Origin of the sequence: Candidatus Pelagisphaera phototrophica (genome assembly GCF_014529625.1) — a bacterium.
Taxonomy (GTDB): domain Bacteria; phylum Verrucomicrobiota; class Verrucomicrobiia; order Opitutales; family Opitutaceae; genus Pelagisphaera; species Pelagisphaera phototrophica.
Map to the genome: position 1 here is coordinate 1,827,583 of NZ_CP076039.1, position 19,535 is coordinate 1,847,117.

A 19,535-nucleotide genomic window follows, 5' to 3' on the forward strand; every position below is an offset into this window, starting at 1 on the left:
CTAAATATTTGGCAACCTTGGCTCGTTATATTGTCTGTTCTAAGCCCTTATATCGCCAATGTACACCCACAAAATTCTATACTTCCTGAAGCGTGAGTTCATCCTCTTGCTGATTTTGGTCGGCGTTTTGTTGCTGGAACAGGTTAGGGGACAGAATCTGATTGGGGAGTTCCAGGAAAAGTCGGAACCATCTAATCGGGTTTTTAACTTTCAACTAAGAAACTTTTCCCAGTCGAGTTACTCAGAAGCGGTCGAGAATTTATTGGGTATCTATGAACGATCACAAAAGGTGGATTTTACGCCCGGCGGGAAGAGAAAGGTTGGGCTCAAGGTATACAGCGAGTCAGGTCCTGGATTAAGCACGCCGGAGTCGCTTGTGGAGGCGGTGGTACAGTCTCTCATTAAGCGCGGCTATGAGCGTTCGGACATATTTATTTTAGGCCTCAATGGGCGCATGCTTCGGGAATCCGGATTCTTGCCTCCCTTAAGTGAGCGCTCGATGTATTTTAACCGAGTGTTCGTACGCTCGCTTGATTCCGGCGAGTACTACAATGCCAAATGGTTTTATGACAGTCCGCTCCCAGCCAAGTCCGCTCAATACTGGATCAACATAGAAAAAGAGAATGCGATCGGCGAACGGGGTGACGACGCAAACGAGCGCAAAAGCTATTTGCCGATGCCGCTGATGCACGAGGTCGATTTTTGGATAAACTTACCTTGCTATTCGGACCATCCAACCTTGGGAGTAAATGGAGCTCTGATGAATGCGACGATGTGGAATGCAAGCAACACCACTCGCTTTCTAAGAAGCCCCGCCTCGGCGCCTGTGGCCGTTGCGGAAATGGGGGCAGTTCCCGAGCTGCGGGAGACTTGGGCTCTGAACATAGTGAGTCTGCAGCGGTTTCAGTATGTAGGCGGACCGATTTTCAATTCGATGTATACCGTTTCGGAACCGCTTGTGATGCTGTCGGATAATCCGGTGCTTCTTGATTCAATCATGCGCGAACGCATTAACCAATATCGAACTAAAAATGGGTTTGCTCCGCTGCCGCAGGAATTGAAAATATTGGCCTATTCTGAGCAACTCGGTCTTGGCGAGAAGGATGCGAGTTTTGCGAATCTCGTCTCGGTCAACTAGATCGCAACTTATCCAAAATTTGAACTCCCATCTCTCTAGTACCACAAAGATCGAGGTTTCCACTTCGAAAGAGTCCTATCCGATATACATTGGACGAGGACTGGAATATGCTCTAAAAAGCGAAATCGAAGGGCTGGCTCGATCAGGCTCAAAAGTAGCTGTCGTTACCGATTCTTCCGTTAGGGCGGTTTTGTGCCGGTTCTTTGATTCGGCTTTGGGTGAGTTGCCGATCCTCGAAATCCCATTTGGAGAAACGAGCAAGAGCATCGTGCAATATGAACGCGTTTTAGATTTTTTTGCCTCCAATGGCCTTGATCGCGGTGGAGTGGCCGTTGCCGTGGGCGGCGGTGTTATTGGAGACCTTACCGGTTTTGCCGCAGCATCGTGGCTTCGAGGAATAAGATTTATCCAAATACCAACTACACTTCTGTCGATGGTTGATAGCTCGGTGGGAGGTAAGACGGGGATTAATATTGCGGCGGGCAAGAACCTTGTAGGCGCATTTCACCAGCCGATTGCGGTCTATGAAGACTTGAATTTGTTGGCATCGCTTCCATCCCGAGATTTCTGTGCGGGTATGGCCGAGGTCATGAAGTACGGAATGCTGGCAGACTCGGATCTTTTCGAGATGCTGGAGAGACAGCCATTAACCGACTCTAGGGATCATCGGCTCGGCTCAGTCGTTGAACGGAATTGCCAAACGAAAGCTAACGTCGTCAATGCGGATGAAAAGGAACTTACAAGCTCGGGAGGGCGAGCTCTGCTCAACTTGGGGCACACGTTCGGGCACGCAATCGAGAACGTTGCGGGGTATGGGGAATACTTACATGGTGAGGCGATAGCGGTTGGCTTTGTCGCTGCTGCCCGGTTAAGCGCCGATTTTGGATACATCGAGCAAAGTGATGTGGATCGGGTCGTTAAGGTGGTCAAGGCTCACAAACTTCCGGATCAACTGAAGAGCCCATTGAAATTAGACGCTCTTTTCTCTGCCATGCAGAAAGATAAGAAAGTGCGGTCTGGAAAGCTGAGATTTGTGGTATTGGAGTCGATTGGGCGAGCGATTACCAAGGATGATGTCCCGTTAGAGAAGGTTGAGGAAGTGTGGCGTACGGTTGGAGGTATTGATTGAGTTGCTACGTCACTCTAATCGGATTTGAGTAGATAGTTGATGGATGAGTTGATTGTCAAAGAGTACCTGGAGTTGAACGGTTTTGTGACAATCCCGTTGCGGAAGGGGCGCTCGCAGTCGAAGCGATCGTTGCAGGGGGAGGGGGTCGATCTTTATGCGAGGAACATGAAATTCATCGAAAAGGAGCGCGATCCCTCGTTTTTGCTCTTCTCGAGCGAACTCAGACACCTCAGGAGCGCGATAATTTGTGTGAAAGGATGGCATGGAGAGAAGGCGGCTTTGGGCAATGTTGCGAATGGAGCGGACATGCTAAAATACGTGGAGGGGAATGTGCTCAAAAAAGTCGAAAAATGGTTCGAGCCTGTTAACTGGAGAGAATTAGGGGAACCCGTCATGCCAAAGAAGATTCTCGTCGCTCCGGCTTTTCCCACTCAGGAGGTGTATAGAGCACGGATTGTTACTGCTCTGAAAGAAAGAGGAGTGGATGGGATTCTCTCGTTCAAGTCGATCTTGTTAGACATTATCGACCGTGTTGACCCGCGCCAGGTCTACCCGGGTTCAGAATTACTGCAGTTCGTTCGCACACTCAAAACGTTTGATTTAGTAAAGGATTCCCAGATGAATTTCCTTGGCTGAACTCGTATATGTGCGACGTCATCTCATCTAAGTGCTTACTTGAGTTGATCCAGTGCGGATCAGGAGAAACAATTATATCTTTATCGAAGTTGGTACAGGTAAAAATCAGTGTAATATGGAAATGGTTATCTGTTAGAATCGCGATTGTGTCGATTGGTATCAGGAAGCTTCAGATCGGAGAATATATAGAGGAGGGTGTCACTTAGTTAATGAATATTCCAAGAATAGCGATTACCTGCGGCGATCCAGCCGGAGTTGGACCTGAGCTGGTCAGAAAGTGCTTTTCTAGTCGTGAAAAACACGATTCGGAGTTTACATTAATTGGTCCTCAAAAGTGGATTGATGAGGTAAAGTCGGAATCCCAGATTAGGTTGGGCTCGCTCGCGGTCGGCTTAGCTAGCTCCCATTATGTTCCCGGTGAACCCACACATGAAAGTTCTAAGATTGCATTGGAAGCAATGGAACGAGCAGCCAGGGGATGTGGTGTTGGCGAATTTGACGGAGTGGTAACGGGGCCGATTTCCAAGGCACGTTGCGTAGAGGTGGGGTTCTCTCATCCAGGCCAAACTGAGTTTTTTGCCAGTCACTGGGGTGGAACTCCGACTATGGGTTTTGTGGGGGAACGTTTGAAAGTGGTCTTAGCTACCTGGCATATTCCTTTGGCGGCAGTTCCCTACCACCTGACAGAGTCGTGCTTATCTATGGCGATTGATCGGGCTAACGATTTGGCGAAGCGCCTTGATATTCCAAATCCTCGCATTGGTGTTTGTGGTCTGAATCCTCACGCGGGAGAGGAAGGGCTTATCGGAAATGAAGAGGGCGCGGTTTTCAACCCGCTCATTGCCCAGTTGAGAGAGGTCGTTCCCGGTTTGAGTGACTGTCAGCCCGCTGACACGATTTTCCACAGAGCGGTTAATGGTGCTTTTGATGTGGTGGTGGCCCTTTACCATGACCAAGGATTGGCTCCTCTAAAAACGATAGAATTTGATACGGCAGTTAATGTGACACTGGGATTACCTTTCGCTCGCACGAGTCCGGATCATGGAACCGGATACGATATTGCGGGGTCAGATGCAGCCTCCCACCGGAGCTTTTCCAGAGCCATCGACCTTGCGGGGAAGCTGGCAAAGGGGCAGGTAATGGTTTGATAGGTGGACAAGATTAGCTTGTGTGAGCCTGAAAACGACCGATATTTAGCGACCATTGAGAACAACGAGTGACATTGAATTGCCTGAGGGGGTTCGGTTGGGTGACGATCGTCTAATCAATTTGACTGAACCCGCGCGCAGGAAAGTTGAAGCCCTTTTGGAAAAGGAGAAAGAGCCCTCTTTCTTGCGGGTTGGCATATCTGGGGGTGGTTGCAACGGTCTCTCTTACAAGATGAAATTCGTTCCGGAAGCGAGGAAGGGGGACATCTTAGTTCCATTTGGCGATGCCAAGGTGCTCGTTGATAGTAAAAGCGCGCTTTATCTCAAAGGCACTAACTTGGATTATTCAGATGCATTGATTTCGGGAGGTTTTAAGTTTTCCAATCCCAACGCGACTTCAAGTTGTTCCTGTGGCGAGAGCTTCAGCATCTGATGAATACCCAAGAGTTAGCTTACTCGAACTAGTCAGGAAAAGTGTTGATATGAGGAATCTTTTGCGGGATAAGCATTCAAAATAGCTACAAACTAAGAGTAATCATAAACTAATTAATGCCAAGACCACGAGGTAAACGGAGGCCGCCCAGAAAGCCGGATCCATTCGCAAATATAAGACGCAACCATCGGATTCGCGTTCCAAAAATCCGAGTAGTTGGTCCTGATGGGAACCAAGTAGGCCTCATGGACACCAAAGAGGCATTGGCAATCGCTCAAGAAGCAGGCTTGGATCTGGTTGAAGTTGCCGGACAGGCGAGGCCGCCGGTTTGTCGAATAATGGATTTCGGCAAATATGTCTACGAGCAACAAAAGAAGGCAAAGGACTCGAAGGGAAGCTCGAGCAAAACGAAAGAGGTCAAATTCCGACCCCGCGTGGATGTCCACGATTTCATGACGAAATTGCGTAGAGCGGAGGAATTCTTAGACAAGGGAAACAAAGTAAAGCTTACTCTGTCTTTCCGCGGTCGGGAAATGGCCCATACGGAAATTGGATTTGATACGATTCGAAGAGCGATAGCGGACATCGCCCACATGGCGACTCCCGATAACGAGCCAAGGCTGATTGGCAGAAATATTAACGTTATGCTGACACCTCTTCCAGCAAACAAAAGAAAACCAAAGTACAGCCATCATCTTGTGGATTCCGAGCACGAGGAGGATGAAGACCTCGAGGATGATGATGCGGCGGATGTAGAGCCCGATGTAGAGGATCGGGTCTCCTCGGATTAAGGCTGAATTTATTTGGGAAAGATGAGAGCTGCGCAAAGCAAACTCCAGCGTTTGCTAGTTTTTATGGGATGTGCGGTTCTGTTTCTATGCTCCTGTCAAACTCCACAGTCGGAGGTAGCGGATCCAGGAGAAACCGCTGTAGCCCCTGAATTAGGAGTCGAACCGAATCAGATGAAGACAGTTGAACCTGTTTCTGAGCCCGGGCCAATTGTTCCACTTGAAAAGAGTAAAAAGCCCACTCCGAAGGCCGCGGGAATATTTAAGCAGGCAGATCAACGAGGGGCTCGTGTTACCGAAAAGGGCGATGGAGTCTGGCTGATTGAAAAGGGGGAGCGAAGGTTTGAGTTGAGGGAGCAAAGTCGACAAGCAATTCTGAATGGAACAGTTGTTTACCTGAACGAGGTCTTCGCTGAAAAAGAGGGAAACTTTGCTTTAAGTGATTCAGACTTCGAATACACGTTGCGTCCGGCCCTCGATCCACCGGAGATTGTGCTAAGGTCAAAGACCGTTGTTCTAGATCCTGGCCATGGGGGAGCGGAGCCGGGATCCGTAAACCGATCCTTGAGCATCCTCGAGAAGGATCTTAACCTGGATGTATCGCTTCGATTGCAAAAGCTGATGGAGGAGAATGGTTTCAAAGTGGTATTGACTCGCTACAACGACCGACTTGTACCTTTGGAGGATCGGTCTCAAATCGCGAACAGGTCAAATGCTGGCGTATTCGTTAGTATTCACTTTAATGCGGCTTTTAACAAAGAAGCCTCGGGTGTAGAAACCTATTTGCTGACGCCTCAAAATTCGGCGTCAACAAATGATGATGCAATCGGTTCCAGTGAACCTTCCTACCAGGGCAATCAAACCGATCTATTAAACTTTGAACTTGGATACAGGGTCCAAAGTCGATTGATCGCCGATCTTCAACGTGTCGATCGTGGAATTAAGAAGGCCCGATTTAAAGTGCTTAAAGATCTTGAATGTCCGGGTCTGCTGATTGAGTGCGGATTTTTATCACACGGGAAAGAAGCGCCTTTGATTAATACTCCGGTGTACCGTCAAAAATTGGCTGAATCATTGTCGTATTCCTTGACTTCGATTTTGATGGCAAGCCGGATCGTTTCTTCGGATCGATGATCAAAGCGGCTCTGATTGTAGGACTTGGTAGCTTCCTAGGCGGTGGGTTGAGATACCTTTCGGTTGCGTGGATAGAGCGCAAGGCGGACATGGATTTCCCGCTGGCAATACTATTGGTGAATATTACGGGTTCGTTTCTGATTGGGTTTGTGACGTCTGGATTAGAGCGGGCTTCCTTCGGGGGTGATTCCTTGATGCCCTTGTTTTTGACGGCTGGAATACTGGGAGGCTTCACGACTTTCTCCACTTTTAGCCTTCAAACCTTGAAGCTGGCCCAATCGGGCAACTGGAATTTGGCTTTTCTAAACGCATTAGCCAGCCTACTTTGCTGTCTAGTATCCGTGTTTACCGGACTTAAGGTAGGGCAACTGTTATTTCGTTAGCCTTTCCCGAGGCCCTCGATCGGTTCTGGGAGAGAGTGCGAGAGGATTGATGGGTTACACTTCGTCGATGATCTTGTCAGCCAGACCATAGGTGATTGCTTCTTCAGCAGTCATGTAGAAGTCGCGATCTGTATCCTCCTCTATTTTTTCGAGAGGTTGACCAGAGGCATCAGACAGAATCTTGTTTAGTCGGACACGAAGTTGTTCGAGATATTGCGCGTGGATGTGGATATCCACCGCAGGGCCCCTCAATTGGCCCGCTATTAAGGGCTGATGAATCATTACGTAGGAATGTGGATACAGGTAGCGATTCCCTTTCTTGGGAGCTGACAGCAATATCGATCCCATCGATGCAGCCATGCCGGTTACGATTACGGAGACCTCCGAAGAAATCATCTTGATAGTATCGTAAATGGCCATCCCGGCGGTAATAGAGCCGCCAGGGGTATTAACGTAAAATGTGATGGGTTCGCCAGGGGCATCGGCTTCCAGATAGAGTAGAGTTTCCGTAATCTCCTTCGCGGATTCATCAGAAACCTCACCCCACAGGAATATCTTCCTTTCTTTGAGGAATTTCCTTTGGATGGTCGATCCTACTGGGGACTCTTGTGGTTTTTCGTCTTTGTTCTCGGACATGGAAAATTAGTGATTTGCGATTTTGTTGGTACTTTACAATTAAGGATTGTTAAGGAGTTCAACGGGAAACTAGGGCCCTTACGATATTCGAGAGAATAAACATGAATTTGATAATAGGCCGACTGTTTAGAAACACCGATTTCAAAATACAGGAGCCTATACAAGTCCTAGGATCATGCGGCCTTCTTCGCTTATCATGCTTTGATCCCAAGCGGGTTCCCAGGTCAAATTTACCTCTGCTTCATCTACGCCCGGCACGAGGATTACTTTGCTCTTTGCATCCTCTGCAATGGCAGGTCCCATTCCGCATCCGGGAGCGGTGAGTGTCATTTGAACTACGACTCTATGGCTACCGCTGTCGTTGGGTTCTACACTCATGGAGTAGACAAGACCAAGATCAACTATATTTACGGGGATTTCTGGGTCGTAAACGTTTTTAAGTTGCTGCCAAATGGCTTCTTCATCCGGTTCTTCACCCTCGTCCAACGTCTTTATGGGTGTCGCTTCCTGTTCGGTTTCCTTGGATTTCTCCTCCACCAGATCGGGTCCCAGAGCATCCGCATCTGCTCCTTCAATCCGAGCCAAGCCGTATGGGGTCATCACGGTGTAGCTCCCGCCCAGTTGCTGTGTGATATGGACTTTAGTTAAAGCGGGTAGTTCGATCCGATCGCCACTGGGAATCTGGACCGCTTCGACCTCTCTTGTAAGGCTGCGTTCTTTGGAGTCTTCGGTCATGAAATTAGGGAGCGTTTTGTCGGCTAGGATCCAAACTTCTTGCGGATCAGCTGACGGGTAAAGTGAGAGAGTTTTTCATCCTCGATATTTTCCAGGATCTCTTCGAAGAAGCCGTACACGATTAGCTCTTCGGCGGCATCTTTAGGTATCCCGCGGGCAAGCATGTAGAAGATTTCCTCTTCTTGAATCTCGCTTGTCGTTGCTCCGTGACTACATTTTACATCATTGGCTTCAATCTCGAGCCCAGGCAGTGAATTAGCTTCTGCGGTATTGCTCAGCAGTAGATTTCGATTTGTTTGATAGGCATCGGTCTGCTGGGCGACTTCATCGACTTTGATCAGGCCGGAAAATATCGTCTTTGAGTTTTCTTTCAATGCATTCTTAAAAAGCAAATTTGAGGTGGTGTGCGGTGCGGAATGTGTTTGCAAGGTTCGCTGATCGATTTCCTGGTCAGCGTCGGCCAACGCCATAGACCTCATATCTACGTGAGCTCCTGAACCTTTGATTTGGCCATGAGTTTCCGACCGGTATTGTCCGCACCCGAGAATGACACTGTTCATGCTCACGGTAGAATCCTGGCCGGCGATATTGGAGTTGATCTGAAATCCCAGTGTGTTCTCGTTCAGATTCTGTATGAGCGTGTAGTTTAGCTCAGAGCCAACACCGGCGAAGAGGTGAGTGACTCCGCAGGAAAACGCGGATTGCTCTCCTTCAGAGAGGTGGGCTTCGATGACGCTGGCTTTTGCGTTCGCTTCAGCGATTACCAGCGTGTGGGGAAACAGAGTGCCATTCTCCGAAGTGGACCAATTGTAGGAGCAAAATGGTGCTTCGATCTCTATTCCTTTGGGAATATAGAGAAGGACACCGTTGGTCACGAACGCGGAATGAAGATGGGCAAACTTTTCCGAGCCAAGATCGATGCCTTGTTTCATGAAGTAATCTCGAAGCAAATCGCTATGCTCGACGATCGCCTCGCTCAAAGGTGACCAGATAACCCCTTGGTCGGTCAGCTCTTTGGGAGCCCGGTTTGCCTTCACAACCTTGTTGTCTGCAATTACATAACCGCCCGCTTGTGCTCCAGTGAAACGAGACTGTTCGACCAGGGATGAGACATTGGCTGAAACGCTATCCCGGTCGAACTGGAATTTTCCGAGACTGAGATTGTTTCGATTGGCGAAGCGCCAATTCTCGTCATTCCGCCTCGGCCTCGGCATGTTTGCATAAGATTCAAACGCGTTCGTCTTGAACTCTCTCCACCATTTAGGAACGGTATTCAAGGAATCCATATGATTCTGAAAGGCGTATCGAATCGCCTCGTCAACACCTGCTTCGGCTTCCATTAAAGGGTCTTCTATTAGTGAGGTCACTGCGTGATTTATAAATTAGTTAAAATATCCGGCTGATGAAATAAGTTAGCCAACGGAGCCTTCCATTTCCAATTCGATTAAACGTTTTAGCTCAACGCTGTACTCCATCGGGAACTGTCTGGTGAGATCATTGACGAATCCATTCACGCTTAAACTCATCGCACCAGCCTCGCTGAGTCCGCGTTGCTGCATGTAGAATATTTGTTCTGCGGATACCTTACTGACTGAAGCTTCATGCTGCACATAATTTCGGTCGCCCCTTACGGTTATTGCTGGATAGGTGTCCGTGCGGGAATCGGAATTGATTAGAAGGGCATCGCACTCCGTGTTATTCTTGCAGCCTTTTAAGTGTTTTGGGATATGCACCTGGCCTCGGTAGGTCGATCGTCCCTTTCCCACGCTTATCGACTTCGATATCACATTGCTAGTGGTTTCGTCTGCCGCATGGATCATCTTGGCACCGGTGTCTTGGTGCTGATCATCGTTGGCTAAGGCTATACTCAAGACTTCTCCTCGGGCTTTGCGTCCTTTGAGTATCACCCCTGGATACTTCATCGTTAGTCTTGAGCCAATATTGCAATCGATCCATTTGACGACTGAGTTCTCATGGGCGATCGCCCGTTTTGTCACAAGGTTGAATACGTTGCTCGACCAATTTTGGACGGTTATATATTCGATTTTGGCGCCCGGCATAGCGACGAGCTCAACGACGGCGCTATGGAGTGTGGCAGTGTCGAATTTTGGTGCCGTACATCCCTCCATGTAGGTGACTTCCGATCCTTCATCGGCGATAATCAACGTTCGTTCGAATTGGCCGAAATTTTCTGCGTTGATGCGGAAGTAGGCCTGTAGAGGGTGGCTTACCTTGACCCCAGGCGGGACATAGATGAATGAGCCACCCGAAAACACTGCACTGTTCAATGCTGAGAACTTGTTGTCACCAGTCGGTATGACTTTCCCAAACCACTTCTTGAATATTTCGGGGTGCTCCATGAGCCCGTCTGTACTGCCCATGAATATTACCCCATCCTTTGCGACTGCTTCCTTGATATTTGAATACGCTGCTTCGGAGTCGAACTGAGCCTCAACCCCTGCCAGGAATTTTCGTTCATTCTCTGGAATGCCAAGCCGTTCGAAGGTTTCTTTGACCTCATCTGGAACGTCGTCCCAACTTTTCTTGGCACGCTGGTCGCCTGCGAGGTAGTAGCGGATCTTGTTGAAGTCGATATTCTCCAGATCCTTGGTGGCCCAATGCGTGGGCATTGGTTTGTCTTGAAAAACTTTCAGAGCCCGTTTACGAAAATCGCGGATCCAGTCGTCTTCGCCCTTAACATCGCAGATGTAGTCGACCGTACCTTCGTTCAAGCCGACGCCGGCGTCGAACTTGTGAGTTTCGGCGTATTTGAAATCCCCTTTTTCCCGATCGATCTCTATATTGTTGGTTGCAGTTGTCATCTTCTTTAGGTGCTGGTTTTGGGTCCTCTAAGCGGCGTTTTCTGCGATTTCCTTGATCCAGTCGTAACCCTTACTTTCGAGCTCTAGAGCGAGACTCTTGTCACCGCTTTTAACGATGCGGCCGTCATACATTACATGGACCTTGTTTGGTACGATATAGTCGAGCAGGCGTTGATAGTGGGTGATGACGAGAGCACCTAGTTCCGGCCCTCGAAGTGCGTTTACTCCCTCGGAGACAATTTTCAATGCGTCAATATCCAAGCCCGAGTCCGTTTCATCCAAAATGGCGTACTTAGGATTGAGCATGGCTAACTGTAGGATCTCACAACGTTTCTTTTCTCCTCCAGAGAATCCTTCGTTGATAGAACGGGAAGTGAATTTCCGATCGATCTTGAGCGTATCCATTTTCTCATAGAGCTCCTTGTAGTATGCAGGAGCATCAAGATCTTCGCCCTCTGGCAGACGCGCATTTCTCGCCGCCCGGATGAAGTTGGCGATCGATACGCCTGGTATTTCCATTGGGTATTGAAAGGCGAGGAAGAGACCCGCCCGAGAGCGTTCGTCTACTTCCATCTCAATTATCGACTCTCCATCCATCAAGGCGTCGCCACTGGTAATTTCGTAGTCGGGATGGCCGGCTAGCGCCTTTGCCAAAGTACTTTTGCCGGTACCGTTGGGTCCCATGATGGCATGCACTTCGCCCTTAGGAATAGTAAGGCTGAAGTCCTTTATGATCTGCTTATCGCCGATACTTACGTTTAGGTTCTTTATTTCGAGTGATGCGCTCATGAAAAATTTAGTTGAGAGGGTTCGCCGCTTTCTTTGGCAGGTTGTGCTTTCGTCGCACTCCTCCCGCGAAAAGTGATATCGATCGAGCTGGGTTCAAAGTTCTCAGGCAAGAGGCTGGAAAGCTTATCGAGAATTTCAGGTTCGAGCTGTACGTCGAAAACCTGCCCGGTATCGTTATCATGGAAATGGGCGTGCTCGGATAGGTTGGGGCAGAATCGCGTTGATTCCCGTTCGAGGTGAACCTGTTTGACTAGGTGGCACTGAACGAGCGTGTCGAGGCAGTTATATACTGTCGCGAGAGATATGCTTGGCATATCTGCTTTGACGCGGGCGAATATCTCGTCAGCCGTAGGATGGTCCTGTTTAGAGAGAATCGCATTAAAGACGACTTCTCTTTGACGCGTGGATCGAAGTCCCGCCTGCGCGAGCTTTCGGTTGAGCGTCTCTGTGGTGACTTCTGAGTTCATTTTATCTATACGTGGTGGCTCTAACTAAGAATCAATCTCAATACCAACAAGAAACTGGAATAATTCTAAATATCAAGAGTAAATTGGAATCATTCTAGATAAAGACTGCTCTAAATGGGAATTGGGCAAGTCTGGTTTACGGCATTTTTATGACCTTGAGTCGAGCCAATGGGGCCCACTTGGACCAGGCGGAAAGTTGATTGGCTTGCGACAAACATTTCAGGTATGATCAAACAGGATTTAGTCCGACTCCGCCAAGTAGCGCTCGGCTTCAATAGCTGCTTGGCAACCCATCCCAGCAGCGGTGATCGCCTGACGGTAGACGTGGTCGGCACAGTCGCCAGAGACGTATACACCAGGAATATTGGTCTTAACCTGACTGCCGGTTTCCGGAACAAAGTAGCCGTTTTCGTCCACCTTGATGGCATTGGCGAAAGGTCCCGTATTGGGAAGGTGCCCGATGGCGATAAAAACCCCCTTGCAAGGAAGTTCCGATTGTTCAAGGGAAACCCGATTCTTTAATCGAACGCTACTTACGTTTCCTGTGTCGTCAGCGACGATTGCTTCGACGACGGTATCCCAGAGCACTTCAATTTTTTCGTGGGCGAGAGTTCTGTCTGCCATGATCTTTGATGCTCGAAGCGCGTCTCGGCGGTGAATTAAGGTGATCTTTCTACAAAATCGAGTGAGAAAGAGGGCTTCTTCGCAAGCGGTATCCCCACCCCCAACGACTACAACATCCATATTGCGGTAAAAGGCTCCATCGCAGGTGGCGCAAGTGGTGACTCCTTTGCCCCCAAACATCTCCTTTTCACCGGGTACTCCCAATAGCCTGGGAGAGGCTCCAGTGGCAATGATAACAGAGCGGGCCTTGTACTCACGGGATGAAGTTTTGAGTGTATAGGCGGATTGGGAAAAGTCGACGGACTCAATTTGGCTTTGTTCGAAGCGCGTGCCAAAGCGAGTCGCTTGCTTACGCAAATTGTCCATTAGCATAAAGCCGTCAATTCCGTCTGGGAATCCAGGGAAATTCTCCACCTCACTGGTCTGAGTCAGCTGGCCACCGGGCAGGTTGCCCTCAAGGACGAGTGGGTTTAAGTTGGCGCGAGCGGTGTAAATCGCTGCAGTAAGGCCAGAGCAGCCGGTGCCAATGATGACGACGTTTTCTGTATCGTTAGACATGTTGGGTTTGGATTCAGATTTGAAAGTAGTTGGTTGGCGATGATAAAAATAGATCTGTTTCGCCACGGAGAAGCCAGGTTGAGAATAGCTTTGCAACCACGGCCCTCTCCCTTAAGCGGTTTTTGGTGGACTCAATCATAGATACGCACACGCACCTAGAAAGATTTTATCGCAAAGGAAATCTGGACAGCGTTCTTGAGGCTGCGGTGAATGAAGGCGTTGACCGTATGGTAACGGTGGGTACTGACTTTGACGATTGGGACCTGTACGGGGAGCTTGCAAAGTCGTATCAGGGTAAGATCGACTATACCGTTGGAATCCATCCCTGTTCGGTGGATGGGAGTTGGGAACTGGCTTTTCGAAAGATTGCCAATTTCTGGACAAGAGAGAAGGTGCCCGTTGCCCTTGGCGAAATCGGACTAGATCGGTTTCATCTCCCAGAGGATGAATCGGATGCTGAAAGGGTTTTCAACCTGCAATTAGACGCGTTTCGGGCTCAGCTGGAAATTTCAAAGAAACTAAACGTACCCGTAGTCGTGCACTCGCGGGGGGCTTTCAGGGAATGTGTAGAGTTGATTGACGATTCAGGTATGGATTGGACCCGGGTTGTGTTTCACTGCTTTTCGGAAGGGCCTGGAGAGATGAAGCAACTCATGGATCGAGGCGCGTTTGGAAGCTTCACTGGAATCATAACTTTCAAGAACGCCGAGTCGATTCGGGATGCGGCGAAACTGCAGGGATTGGGGCGATTGATGATAGAAACGGACGCGCCTTATTTGGCTCCGATGCCGCATCGCGGCAAGCCGAACGAACCTTCCTACTTACGCCACACGGCAGATTACTGTGCGGTAGTTTTTGGGACGACCCCAAGCGAGCTGGCGGCGGTGACTACAGAAAACGCGTTCAGCTTTTACGGTTTGAGGTAAACCTAGGCGACTGACACTTCGGACAACTAGGTAGATCCAGAAGCTCTACTTTTCGTCGAACTTCGACGCGAAAAGCGTCTCGAGCTCGTCCAAAGCCTGCTTTGCGTCTTGTCCAGAGGCGATGGCCTTGATCTCTGATCCCTTGCTCGCAGCTAGCATCATAAGGCCCATGATGGACTTGCCGTTCACCTGTTCGTCATCCTTTTCAAAAAACATGTCACTCTCGTATTTGTTCGCGGCGCGCACGATCATGGCAGCAGGACGAGCGTGAATTCCCATTTGGTTTTGAACCAAGAGAATTCGTTCGACGGATTGTCCTTCTTGATGGAGGTTCGAAGAGTCCACTTACGGCTTCAAATAGTGTTATGGCTTTTAAAACAAGCGATAATTCAAAAATTTGCGAGTTCACAAATCTCGTTGGGCCGTTTTTATAGCGGTCTATGTTAGCGATTATTGCTCCCGCTCGTCTTGCCTCCACTAGGTTTCCCGAAAAGCTTCTCTATCCGATTAAGGGTAAGCCGCTCATTTTGTGGGTGGCAGAACGTTTGCAAGAACAAGCGCCGGAAATACCACGGTATTTTGCGGTGGATGACTTGCGACTGGAGACAGTATTGCGAGACGCGGGGCATAAAACTATCACGACGCGTGATGACCACACTTGCGGGACGGACCGTCTAGCTGAAGCGAACGAGAAAATTGGAGCTGAGTGGTTAATCAATGTTCAGGGGGATGAACCTCTAGTGACTCGAGGGCAAATTCTAGCACTGGAGTCTCTGCTAAAAGAGGGCGCTTATATGGCGACTCTGGCGACTCGATTCAATACGAGGGCTGAGTTTCTCGATCCCAACCAGGTTAAGTTAGTGATGGACACGGCCCAAAACGCTTTGTATTTTTCCCGAGCGTCGATTCCGCATGACCGGGATGGATTCGAGATTTTTGATGATGACTGGGTGGCCAGGGCTCCCGCCTATCGGCATATAGGGCTATACGGATATCGAGCGGATTTTCTTCGGACCTACTGCAGTTTGCCGGAAGGAAAACTGGAAATGGTAGAGAGGCTTGAGCAACTTCGCGTTTTGGAAAACGGCTATGACATTAAGGTCGCTCTCACGGATGAGCTATCGATTGGAATCGACACTCTCAATGATGCGGCACTCTTCGAGGAATACTTGAATCGAATTTAGGCAACACCGATTGCTGGTCGCTCTAGGCGGGCGCGGCAGCGTTTGCGGCGACCATTTTGTAGAATTTCTCGAAATTGGGGTTAGCGTCGCTCGGTCCGGGACCCGCCTCGGGATGATATTGTACGGAAAAGACAGGTTTGTCCTTCAAGCGAATACCGGCGATCGTCTTGTCGTTCAGGTTGGTCTCAGTGATCTCTGCTCCCGCTTCTTCGAGTCCTTCTTCGGACGTTGCGAATCCGTGATTATGGGCGGTTATGGCAACCCAGTCGTTCTCGAAGTTCTTTATTGGCTGGTTACCCCCGCGATGGCCAAACTTTAGCTTGAAGGTTTTGGCACCTATGGCGTGCGTAATGATTTGGTGCCCTAGGCAAATCCCGAACGTAGGGAATTCCTGGATGAGTTCTCGAACGGTTTGGTGTGCATAGGTCACCGCCTCAGGATCTCCGGGACCATTGGAAAGAAAGATCCCTTCTGGATCGATGGCTTTGATATCCGCAATAGAAGCGGTGGCAGGAAAGACATGAACCTCGAAGCCATGAAATGCGAGCTCGCGAAAAATGGATTGCTTTGCTCCGAAGTCGAGAGCGGCGATACGGAAAATTCGATCCTTGTTCTTGTTAGAGCGAACCGTTGAGCCGGCAGGGTTGTAGGGCCAACTATCAATATCTGAGGGAGAGTAGACGTAGGGAGTGGAGCAGGTTACCTCTTTAACGTAGTCAGCGCCAACGATGCCTACCCAGTCTTTCGCGTTCTGGATAGCCTCCTCGTCTGAAATATCCTCAGTGCTCAAGCAGGCCTTCATCGACCCGTGAACACGAAGCTTTTTGGTTAGGGCACGCGTGTCGATACCCTCCAAACCGGGAATGTTGTTTTGCTCCAGAAACTCAGATAAGGTACAGATGCTTCGCCAGTTGCTAGCGATTGGGCTGAGCTCGCGAACAACGAAACCCTGGACCATTGGCTTGGAGGCTTCGTTGTCCTCCAAATTGATTCCGTAGTTGCCGATCATTGGAGCGGTCATGGCAACGATCTGTCCAAAGTAGGAAGGATCGGTCAATATTTCCTGATAACCTGTCATGCTGGTATTAAACACAGCTTCCCCGACGACTGTCTTATGGCTTCCGAAGGCTTTGCCTCGAAAAATCGTTCCGTCTTCTAATGCTAGTACACCCGTTTGTGATTCGCTCATTCTGATTTTTGAGAAAAGGTAGTTTACTGATATGCGCCAATCCCTTTTTCTTCCTAATTCAAATTATTATGGGATTTGATTCCCGTGCAGACGAAACGGTTTTCGAATCGTCTGTTATCAAAAGCAAATATTCTTATGCCGTACATCGAAGACAGAAAAGATTGGTTTGAAGGCCAAGGGCTTTGGGAGGTCGTTCCGGAGGAAAAGTGGAACGATTGGAAATGGCAGCTCCGGAATCGCATCACTTCCTTGGAAGAGCTCGAGGCAAAGATGGAACTGACTGACGAAGAGCGAGAAGGTTGTCGTCACGCGAACGAAAAATTGGCGATGGCGATCACTCCCTACTTTTTCAATTTGATCGATCGCGATGATCCCGACTGCCCTGTTCGCAAGCAATTGATTCCCCGTTCGGGTGAGATGGCCGTTTCGGCTGAGGAGATGCTGGATCCTGTTGGCGAAGATTCGCACTCACCAGTTCCAGGCTTAGTGCATCGATATCCGGATCGAGTCCTGTTTTTGGTTACCGATCGCTGTGCTGCCTACTGCCGCTATTGCACTCGCAGCCGCTTGGTCAGCAACGCCCAAGACTATAACTTTCATCCGGAATTCGAGCAAGGGCTTAAGTACATCGAGTCACACCCCGAAGTGCGGGACGTGCTTTTAAGTGGTGGAGACCCTTTGCTCTTGTCGGATAGTAAGCTGGATTATATTTTGGGAAGACTCAGGCAGATTCCTCACATAGAGTTTATTCGGATCGGTTCGCGAATCCCCGTATTTATGCCCCAGCGTATCACTGAGGAGCTTTGCGACGTATTTCGAAAGCATGGGCCGATTTGGATGAGTATACATGTAAATCACCCTAGGGAGTGTACCGCCGCTCTTAAAGATGCCTGTGAGCGACTGTCTTTCGCCGGCGTTCCTTTGGGGAATCAATCCGTTCTCTTGAAGGATGTGAATGATGATGCAGATGTGATGAAAGCTTTGATACATCGTTTGTTGAGGATGCGAGTGCGCCCATATTATATTTACCAGTGCGACTTGATCACTGGGAGTGCCCACTTAAGGGCGAGTGTCTGTAAGGGCCTTGAGATTATGAAGAAGCTGCGCGGCCATACAACCGGTTATGCCGTTCCTCAGTTCGTTATCGATGCCCCTGGGGGAGGGGGAAAAGTGCCGATCAACCCGCAGTACATTACTAAGATTGACGATGACGCCATTCATTTTCGCAACTTCGAAGGCAAGTTATACCGGTATCCGCTCAAGAGTTTCACGATCGACGATGATTGCCGCTTTAATGAAGAGGAGGTTGAGTGCCTGGAGCCTTAGAAGAATTGAGTTCCTCGAAACGCCCGCTATCTTGGAATTACTTTTAGTTCGGACCGAAATAATACGATTTGGGTTAATCTTGGCGTAAAGCCGCTCCTACGTTTGTTATCAATCTCGTTGGAACGGCTTTACGTCGCGGTCATTGTTTAAGCCGAGTCTGTACCTCACCCCGTAAACGAAAAAAAACGCCGCCATACCTAAATAGCGACGTTGCGAAAATCAAATTGGCGCATTGCAACTTAGCCAATTGCCGCCTGATAGTTGGCGTTGGCTTTCTCCCAATTCACTATATTCCAGAAGGCGGAAATGTAGTCGGGACGGCGGTTTTGGTAGTTTAGGTAGTAGGCGTGCTCCCAAACATCGAGCCCTAGAACCGGTGTTCCACCATCCATAAGAGGTGAATCCTGATTTGGGGTTGAGCAAACGCAGAGTTTTCCATCGCGTACGCAAATCCAAGCCCAGCCACTTCCAAATCGAGTGAGACCTGCTTTAGTGAAGTCGGCCTTTAGCGAATCGAGTCCACCGAGGTCGCTGTTGATTGCTTCTCCTAGCTCTCCAACGGGGTCGCCCCCGCCGTTGGGCCCGATTATATTCCAAAAAAGACTGTGATTGGCGTGACCTCCGCCATTATTTCTTACGGCCCCGCGGATTTCCTCTGGTACCGCATCCAGATCGGAGATCAAGTCTTCGACTGACTTGGCTGCTAGATCTGGGTAACCTTCCAGTGCCCCATTTACGTTATTGATGTAGGTCTGATGATGCTTTGTATGATGGATTTCCATCGTGATAGCGTCGATGTGGGGCTCCAATGCGTCGTAAGCGTAGTCCAGTTTTGGGAGTTCGTATGCCATAATATTTATGCAGATGTTAAAGTAGAGATTTACACGTCAGTTAAATAAAGAATATACTTTGTCAATTAGTTCTTGTTTCTGATTCACGTTTTAAGCGGAAAAAGGTTTGAATCAGCTCAAGGCAATCATCTTGCAGGACGCCGATGTCAATCGTTGTTTTGTGGTTCATTCCTGGATACTGATTGACGTTGAAGGCTCCTCCGAGGCCGCCCATCTTTGGGTCAGGCACGGCATAGACGACGCGACCAAGCCTTGCCATGATTGCGGCCCCCGAGCACATGGGGCAAGGCTCCTTTGTTACAAACAAGGTTGTCTTGTTGAGACGCCAGTCACCGATTGAATGGGAAGCTTGGCTAATCGCGATCATTTCAGCATGCGCAGTAGGGTCGTTTGAGGATTCTACCTGATTGTGCCCTGACCCAACAACACTCTGTTCATGAACGACGATTGCTCCGATTGGAACTTCGTTGGACTTCCATGCTTCGATTGCCTCGTTGAATGCGAGAGTCATGTAAAAGACGTCGTCGCGAATCAGTTGTGAGGGGTAACGCTTCTGAAAAGGGCAGTTCGGGGCAGTTTTCTTGGCGTAATCCATAGGTTTTGTAGCGATAGTGGTATCAGTGAAAACTCTTGACTAAT

General features: G+C 49.2%; 22 protein-coding genes. 11 read left to right on the forward strand and 11 right to left on the reverse strand.

Going from position 1 to position 19,535, the window contains the following annotated elements:
• Window positions 1-58: 58 nt before the first annotated feature.
• From GA004_RS07785 to crcB, 8 genes are all read left to right on the forward strand, one after another.
• The gene (locus GA004_RS07785; RefSeq protein WP_283396760.1) at window positions 59-1,138 is read left to right on the forward strand and encodes a hypothetical protein; all 1,080 of its coding nucleotides are present in this window, start codon (window positions 59-61) and stop codon (window positions 1,136-1,138) included.
• Window positions 1,139-1,157: 19 nt separating this feature from the next.
• The gene (aroB, locus tag GA004_RS07790; RefSeq protein WP_283396761.1) at window positions 1,158-2,267 is read left to right on the forward strand and encodes a 3-dehydroquinate synthase; all 1,110 of its coding nucleotides are present in this window, start codon (window positions 1,158-1,160) and stop codon (window positions 2,265-2,267) included.
• A gap of 39 nt (window positions 2,268-2,306) precedes the next feature.
• The gene (locus GA004_RS07795; protein WP_283396762.1) at window positions 2,307-2,903 is read left to right on the forward strand and encodes a hypothetical protein; all 597 of its coding nucleotides are present in this window, start codon (window positions 2,307-2,309) and stop codon (window positions 2,901-2,903) included.
• Between the two features lie 209 nt (window positions 2,904-3,112).
• Window positions 3,113-4,051, forward strand: coding sequence for a 4-hydroxythreonine-4-phosphate dehydrogenase PdxA (gene pdxA, locus GA004_RS07800; RefSeq protein WP_283396763.1), 939 nt, complete (start codon window positions 3,113-3,115; stop codon window positions 4,049-4,051).
• A gap of 55 nt (window positions 4,052-4,106) precedes the next feature.
• The gene (locus tag GA004_RS07805; protein ID WP_283396764.1) at window positions 4,107-4,484 is read left to right on the forward strand and encodes a HesB/IscA family protein; all 378 of its coding nucleotides are present in this window, start codon (window positions 4,107-4,109) and stop codon (window positions 4,482-4,484) included.
• A gap of 116 nt (window positions 4,485-4,600) precedes the next feature.
• Entirely contained in the window at window positions 4,601-5,275 is a 675-nt protein-coding gene (gene infC, locus GA004_RS07810; RefSeq protein ID WP_283396765.1) for a translation initiation factor IF-3, read from the forward strand.
• A gap of 21 nt (window positions 5,276-5,296) precedes the next feature.
• Complete coding sequence (locus GA004_RS07815; protein WP_283396766.1) at window positions 5,297-6,406, forward strand: N-acetylmuramoyl-L-alanine amidase family protein; 1,110 nt, start codon at window positions 5,297-5,299, stop codon at window positions 6,404-6,406.
• Window positions 6,403-6,789: a fluoride efflux transporter CrcB gene (gene crcB / locus GA004_RS07820; protein WP_283396767.1), complete on the forward strand. Its 387-nt coding sequence runs from the start codon at window positions 6,403-6,405 to the stop codon at window positions 6,787-6,789. The genes GA004_RS07815 and crcB overlap by 4 nt, the downstream gene beginning before the upstream one ends.
• A gap of 54 nt (window positions 6,790-6,843) precedes the next feature.
• Here crcB and GA004_RS07825 read toward each other — a convergent pair whose 3' ends face one another.
• The 7 genes from GA004_RS07825 to trxB form a co-directional block, all read right to left on the reverse strand.
• Complete coding sequence (locus GA004_RS07825; RefSeq protein ID WP_283396768.1) at window positions 6,844-7,425, reverse strand: ClpP family protease; 582 nt, start codon at window positions 7,423-7,425, stop codon at window positions 6,844-6,846.
• 156 nt (window positions 7,426-7,581) lie between these two features.
• Entirely contained in the window at window positions 7,582-8,160 is a 579-nt protein-coding gene (gene sufT / locus GA004_RS07830) for a putative Fe-S cluster assembly protein SufT (protein WP_283396769.1), read from the reverse strand.
• A 23-nt stretch (window positions 8,161-8,183) separates the two neighbouring features.
• Window positions 8,184-9,527, reverse strand: a complete 1,344-nt coding sequence (sufD, locus tag GA004_RS07835) for a Fe-S cluster assembly protein SufD (RefSeq protein ID WP_283396770.1) — start codon at window positions 9,525-9,527, stop codon at window positions 8,184-8,186.
• A 45-nt stretch (window positions 9,528-9,572) separates the two neighbouring features.
• Window positions 9,573-10,982, reverse strand: a complete 1,410-nt coding sequence (sufB, locus tag GA004_RS07840; protein WP_283396771.1) for a Fe-S cluster assembly protein SufB — start codon at window positions 10,980-10,982, stop codon at window positions 9,573-9,575.
• A gap of 27 nt (window positions 10,983-11,009) precedes the next feature.
• A complete protein-coding gene (gene sufC / locus GA004_RS07845; RefSeq protein WP_283396772.1) occupies window positions 11,010-11,771 on the reverse strand; it encodes a Fe-S cluster assembly ATPase SufC in 762 nt (253 codons plus the stop codon).
• On the reverse strand, window positions 11,768-12,238 hold the full coding sequence (locus tag GA004_RS07850; protein ID WP_283396773.1) for a Fur family transcriptional regulator: 471 nt from the start codon (window positions 12,236-12,238) through the stop codon (window positions 11,768-11,770). Before GA004_RS07850 ends, sufC begins: the two co-directional genes overlap by 4 nt.
• A 240-nt stretch (window positions 12,239-12,478) precedes the next feature.
• Window positions 12,479-13,420 (reverse strand): thioredoxin-disulfide reductase, encoded by a 942-nt coding sequence (gene trxB / locus GA004_RS07855; protein WP_283396774.1) that lies wholly within the window; start codon window positions 13,418-13,420, stop codon window positions 12,479-12,481.
• A gap of 125 nt (window positions 13,421-13,545) precedes the next feature.
• Between trxB and GA004_RS07860 the strand changes: the two genes are divergently transcribed.
• The gene (locus GA004_RS07860) at window positions 13,546-14,346 is read left to right on the forward strand and encodes a TatD family hydrolase (protein ID WP_283396775.1); all 801 of its coding nucleotides are present in this window, start codon (window positions 13,546-13,548) and stop codon (window positions 14,344-14,346) included.
• Window positions 14,347-14,391: 45 nt separating this feature from the next.
• On the opposite strand, the gene GA004_RS07865 is transcribed toward GA004_RS07860, so the two are convergent.
• Window positions 14,392-14,691, reverse strand: coding sequence for an HPr family phosphocarrier protein (locus tag GA004_RS07865; RefSeq protein WP_283396776.1), 300 nt, complete (start codon window positions 14,689-14,691; stop codon window positions 14,392-14,394).
• A 95-nt stretch (window positions 14,692-14,786) separates the two neighbouring features.
• Between GA004_RS07865 and kdsB the strand changes: the two genes are divergently transcribed.
• Window positions 14,787-15,530, forward strand: coding sequence for a 3-deoxy-manno-octulosonate cytidylyltransferase (gene kdsB, locus GA004_RS07870; RefSeq protein WP_283396777.1), 744 nt, complete (start codon window positions 14,787-14,789; stop codon window positions 15,528-15,530).
• 22 nt (window positions 15,531-15,552) lie between these two features.
• Here the strand turns inward: kdsB and carA are convergent, their stop codons facing one another.
• Window positions 15,553-16,719, reverse strand: coding sequence for a glutamine-hydrolyzing carbamoyl-phosphate synthase small subunit (carA, locus tag GA004_RS07875; RefSeq protein ID WP_283396778.1), 1,167 nt, complete (start codon window positions 16,717-16,719; stop codon window positions 15,553-15,555).
• Between the two features lie 135 nt (window positions 16,720-16,854).
• On the opposite strand from carA, the gene GA004_RS07880 reads away from it, so the two are divergent.
• Window positions 16,855-18,045 carry a KamA family radical SAM protein gene (locus GA004_RS07880; RefSeq protein ID WP_283396779.1) on the forward strand — a complete coding sequence of 397 codons (1,191 nt, stop codon included), beginning with the start codon at window positions 16,855-16,857 and terminating at the stop codon, window positions 18,043-18,045.
• A gap of 239 nt (window positions 18,046-18,284) precedes the next feature.
• On the opposite strand, the gene GA004_RS07885 is transcribed toward GA004_RS07880, so the two are convergent.
• Both GA004_RS07885 and tadA read right to left on the reverse strand, forming a co-directional pair.
• Window positions 18,285-18,896 carry a superoxide dismutase gene (locus tag GA004_RS07885; RefSeq protein WP_283396780.1) on the reverse strand — a complete coding sequence of 204 codons (612 nt, stop codon included), beginning with the start codon at window positions 18,894-18,896 and terminating at the stop codon, window positions 18,285-18,287.
• A gap of 61 nt (window positions 18,897-18,957) precedes the next feature.
• The gene (gene tadA / locus GA004_RS07890) at window positions 18,958-19,491 is read right to left on the reverse strand and encodes a tRNA adenosine(34) deaminase TadA (RefSeq protein WP_283396781.1); all 534 of its coding nucleotides are present in this window, start codon (window positions 19,489-19,491) and stop codon (window positions 18,958-18,960) included.
• Between the last annotated feature and the right edge of the window lie 44 nt (window positions 19,492-19,535).

Excerpts from the sequence above, each read along its gene's own strand:
- GA004_RS07880 (WP_283396779.1), top strand. The coding sequence starts at position 16,855 with ATGCCGTACATCGAAGACAGAAAAGATTGGTTTGAAGGCCAAGGGCTT.
- GA004_RS07815 (WP_283396766.1), top strand. The coding sequence starts at position 5,297 with ATGAGAGCTGCGCAAAGCAAACTCCAGCGTTTGCTAGTTTTTATGGGA.
- infC (WP_283396765.1), top strand. The coding sequence starts at position 4,601 with ATGCCAAGACCACGAGGTAAACGGAGGCCGCCCAGAAAGCCGGATCCA.
- GA004_RS07850 (WP_283396773.1), bottom strand. The coding sequence starts at position 12,238 with ATGAACTCAGAAGTCACCACAGAGACGCTCAACCGAAAGCTCGCGCAG.
- GA004_RS07795 (WP_283396762.1), top strand. The coding sequence starts at position 2,307 with ATGGATGAGTTGATTGTCAAAGAGTACCTGGAGTTGAACGGTTTTGTG.
- GA004_RS07785 (WP_283396760.1), top strand. The coding sequence starts at position 59 with ATGTACACCCACAAAATTCTATACTTCCTGAAGCGTGAGTTCATCCTC.
- trxB (WP_283396774.1), bottom strand. The coding sequence starts at position 13,420 with ATGTCTAACGATACAGAAAACGTCGTCATCATTGGCACCGGCTGCTCT.
- crcB (WP_283396767.1), top strand. The coding sequence starts at position 6,403 with ATGATCAAAGCGGCTCTGATTGTAGGACTTGGTAGCTTCCTAGGCGGT.
- carA (WP_283396778.1), bottom strand. The coding sequence starts at position 16,719 with ATGAGCGAATCACAAACGGGTGTACTAGCATTAGAAGACGGAACGATT.
- pdxA (WP_283396763.1), top strand. The coding sequence starts at position 3,113 with ATGAATATTCCAAGAATAGCGATTACCTGCGGCGATCCAGCCGGAGTT.
- tadA (WP_283396781.1), bottom strand. The coding sequence starts at position 19,491 with ATGGATTACGCCAAGAAAACTGCCCCGAACTGCCCTTTTCAGAAGCGT.
- kdsB (WP_283396777.1), top strand. The coding sequence starts at position 14,787 with ATGTTAGCGATTATTGCTCCCGCTCGTCTTGCCTCCACTAGGTTTCCC.
- sufB (WP_283396771.1), bottom strand. The coding sequence starts at position 10,982 with ATGACAACTGCAACCAACAATATAGAGATCGATCGGGAAAAAGGGGAT.
- GA004_RS07885 (WP_283396780.1), bottom strand. The coding sequence starts at position 18,896 with ATGGCATACGAACTCCCAAAACTGGACTACGCTTACGACGCATTGGAG.
- sufC (WP_283396772.1), bottom strand. The coding sequence starts at position 11,771 with ATGAGCGCATCACTCGAAATAAAGAACCTAAACGTAAGTATCGGCGAT.
- sufT (WP_283396769.1), bottom strand. The coding sequence starts at position 8,160 with ATGACCGAAGACTCCAAAGAACGCAGCCTTACAAGAGAGGTCGAAGCG.
- GA004_RS07825 (WP_283396768.1), bottom strand. The coding sequence starts at position 7,425 with ATGTCCGAGAACAAAGACGAAAAACCACAAGAGTCCCCAGTAGGATCG.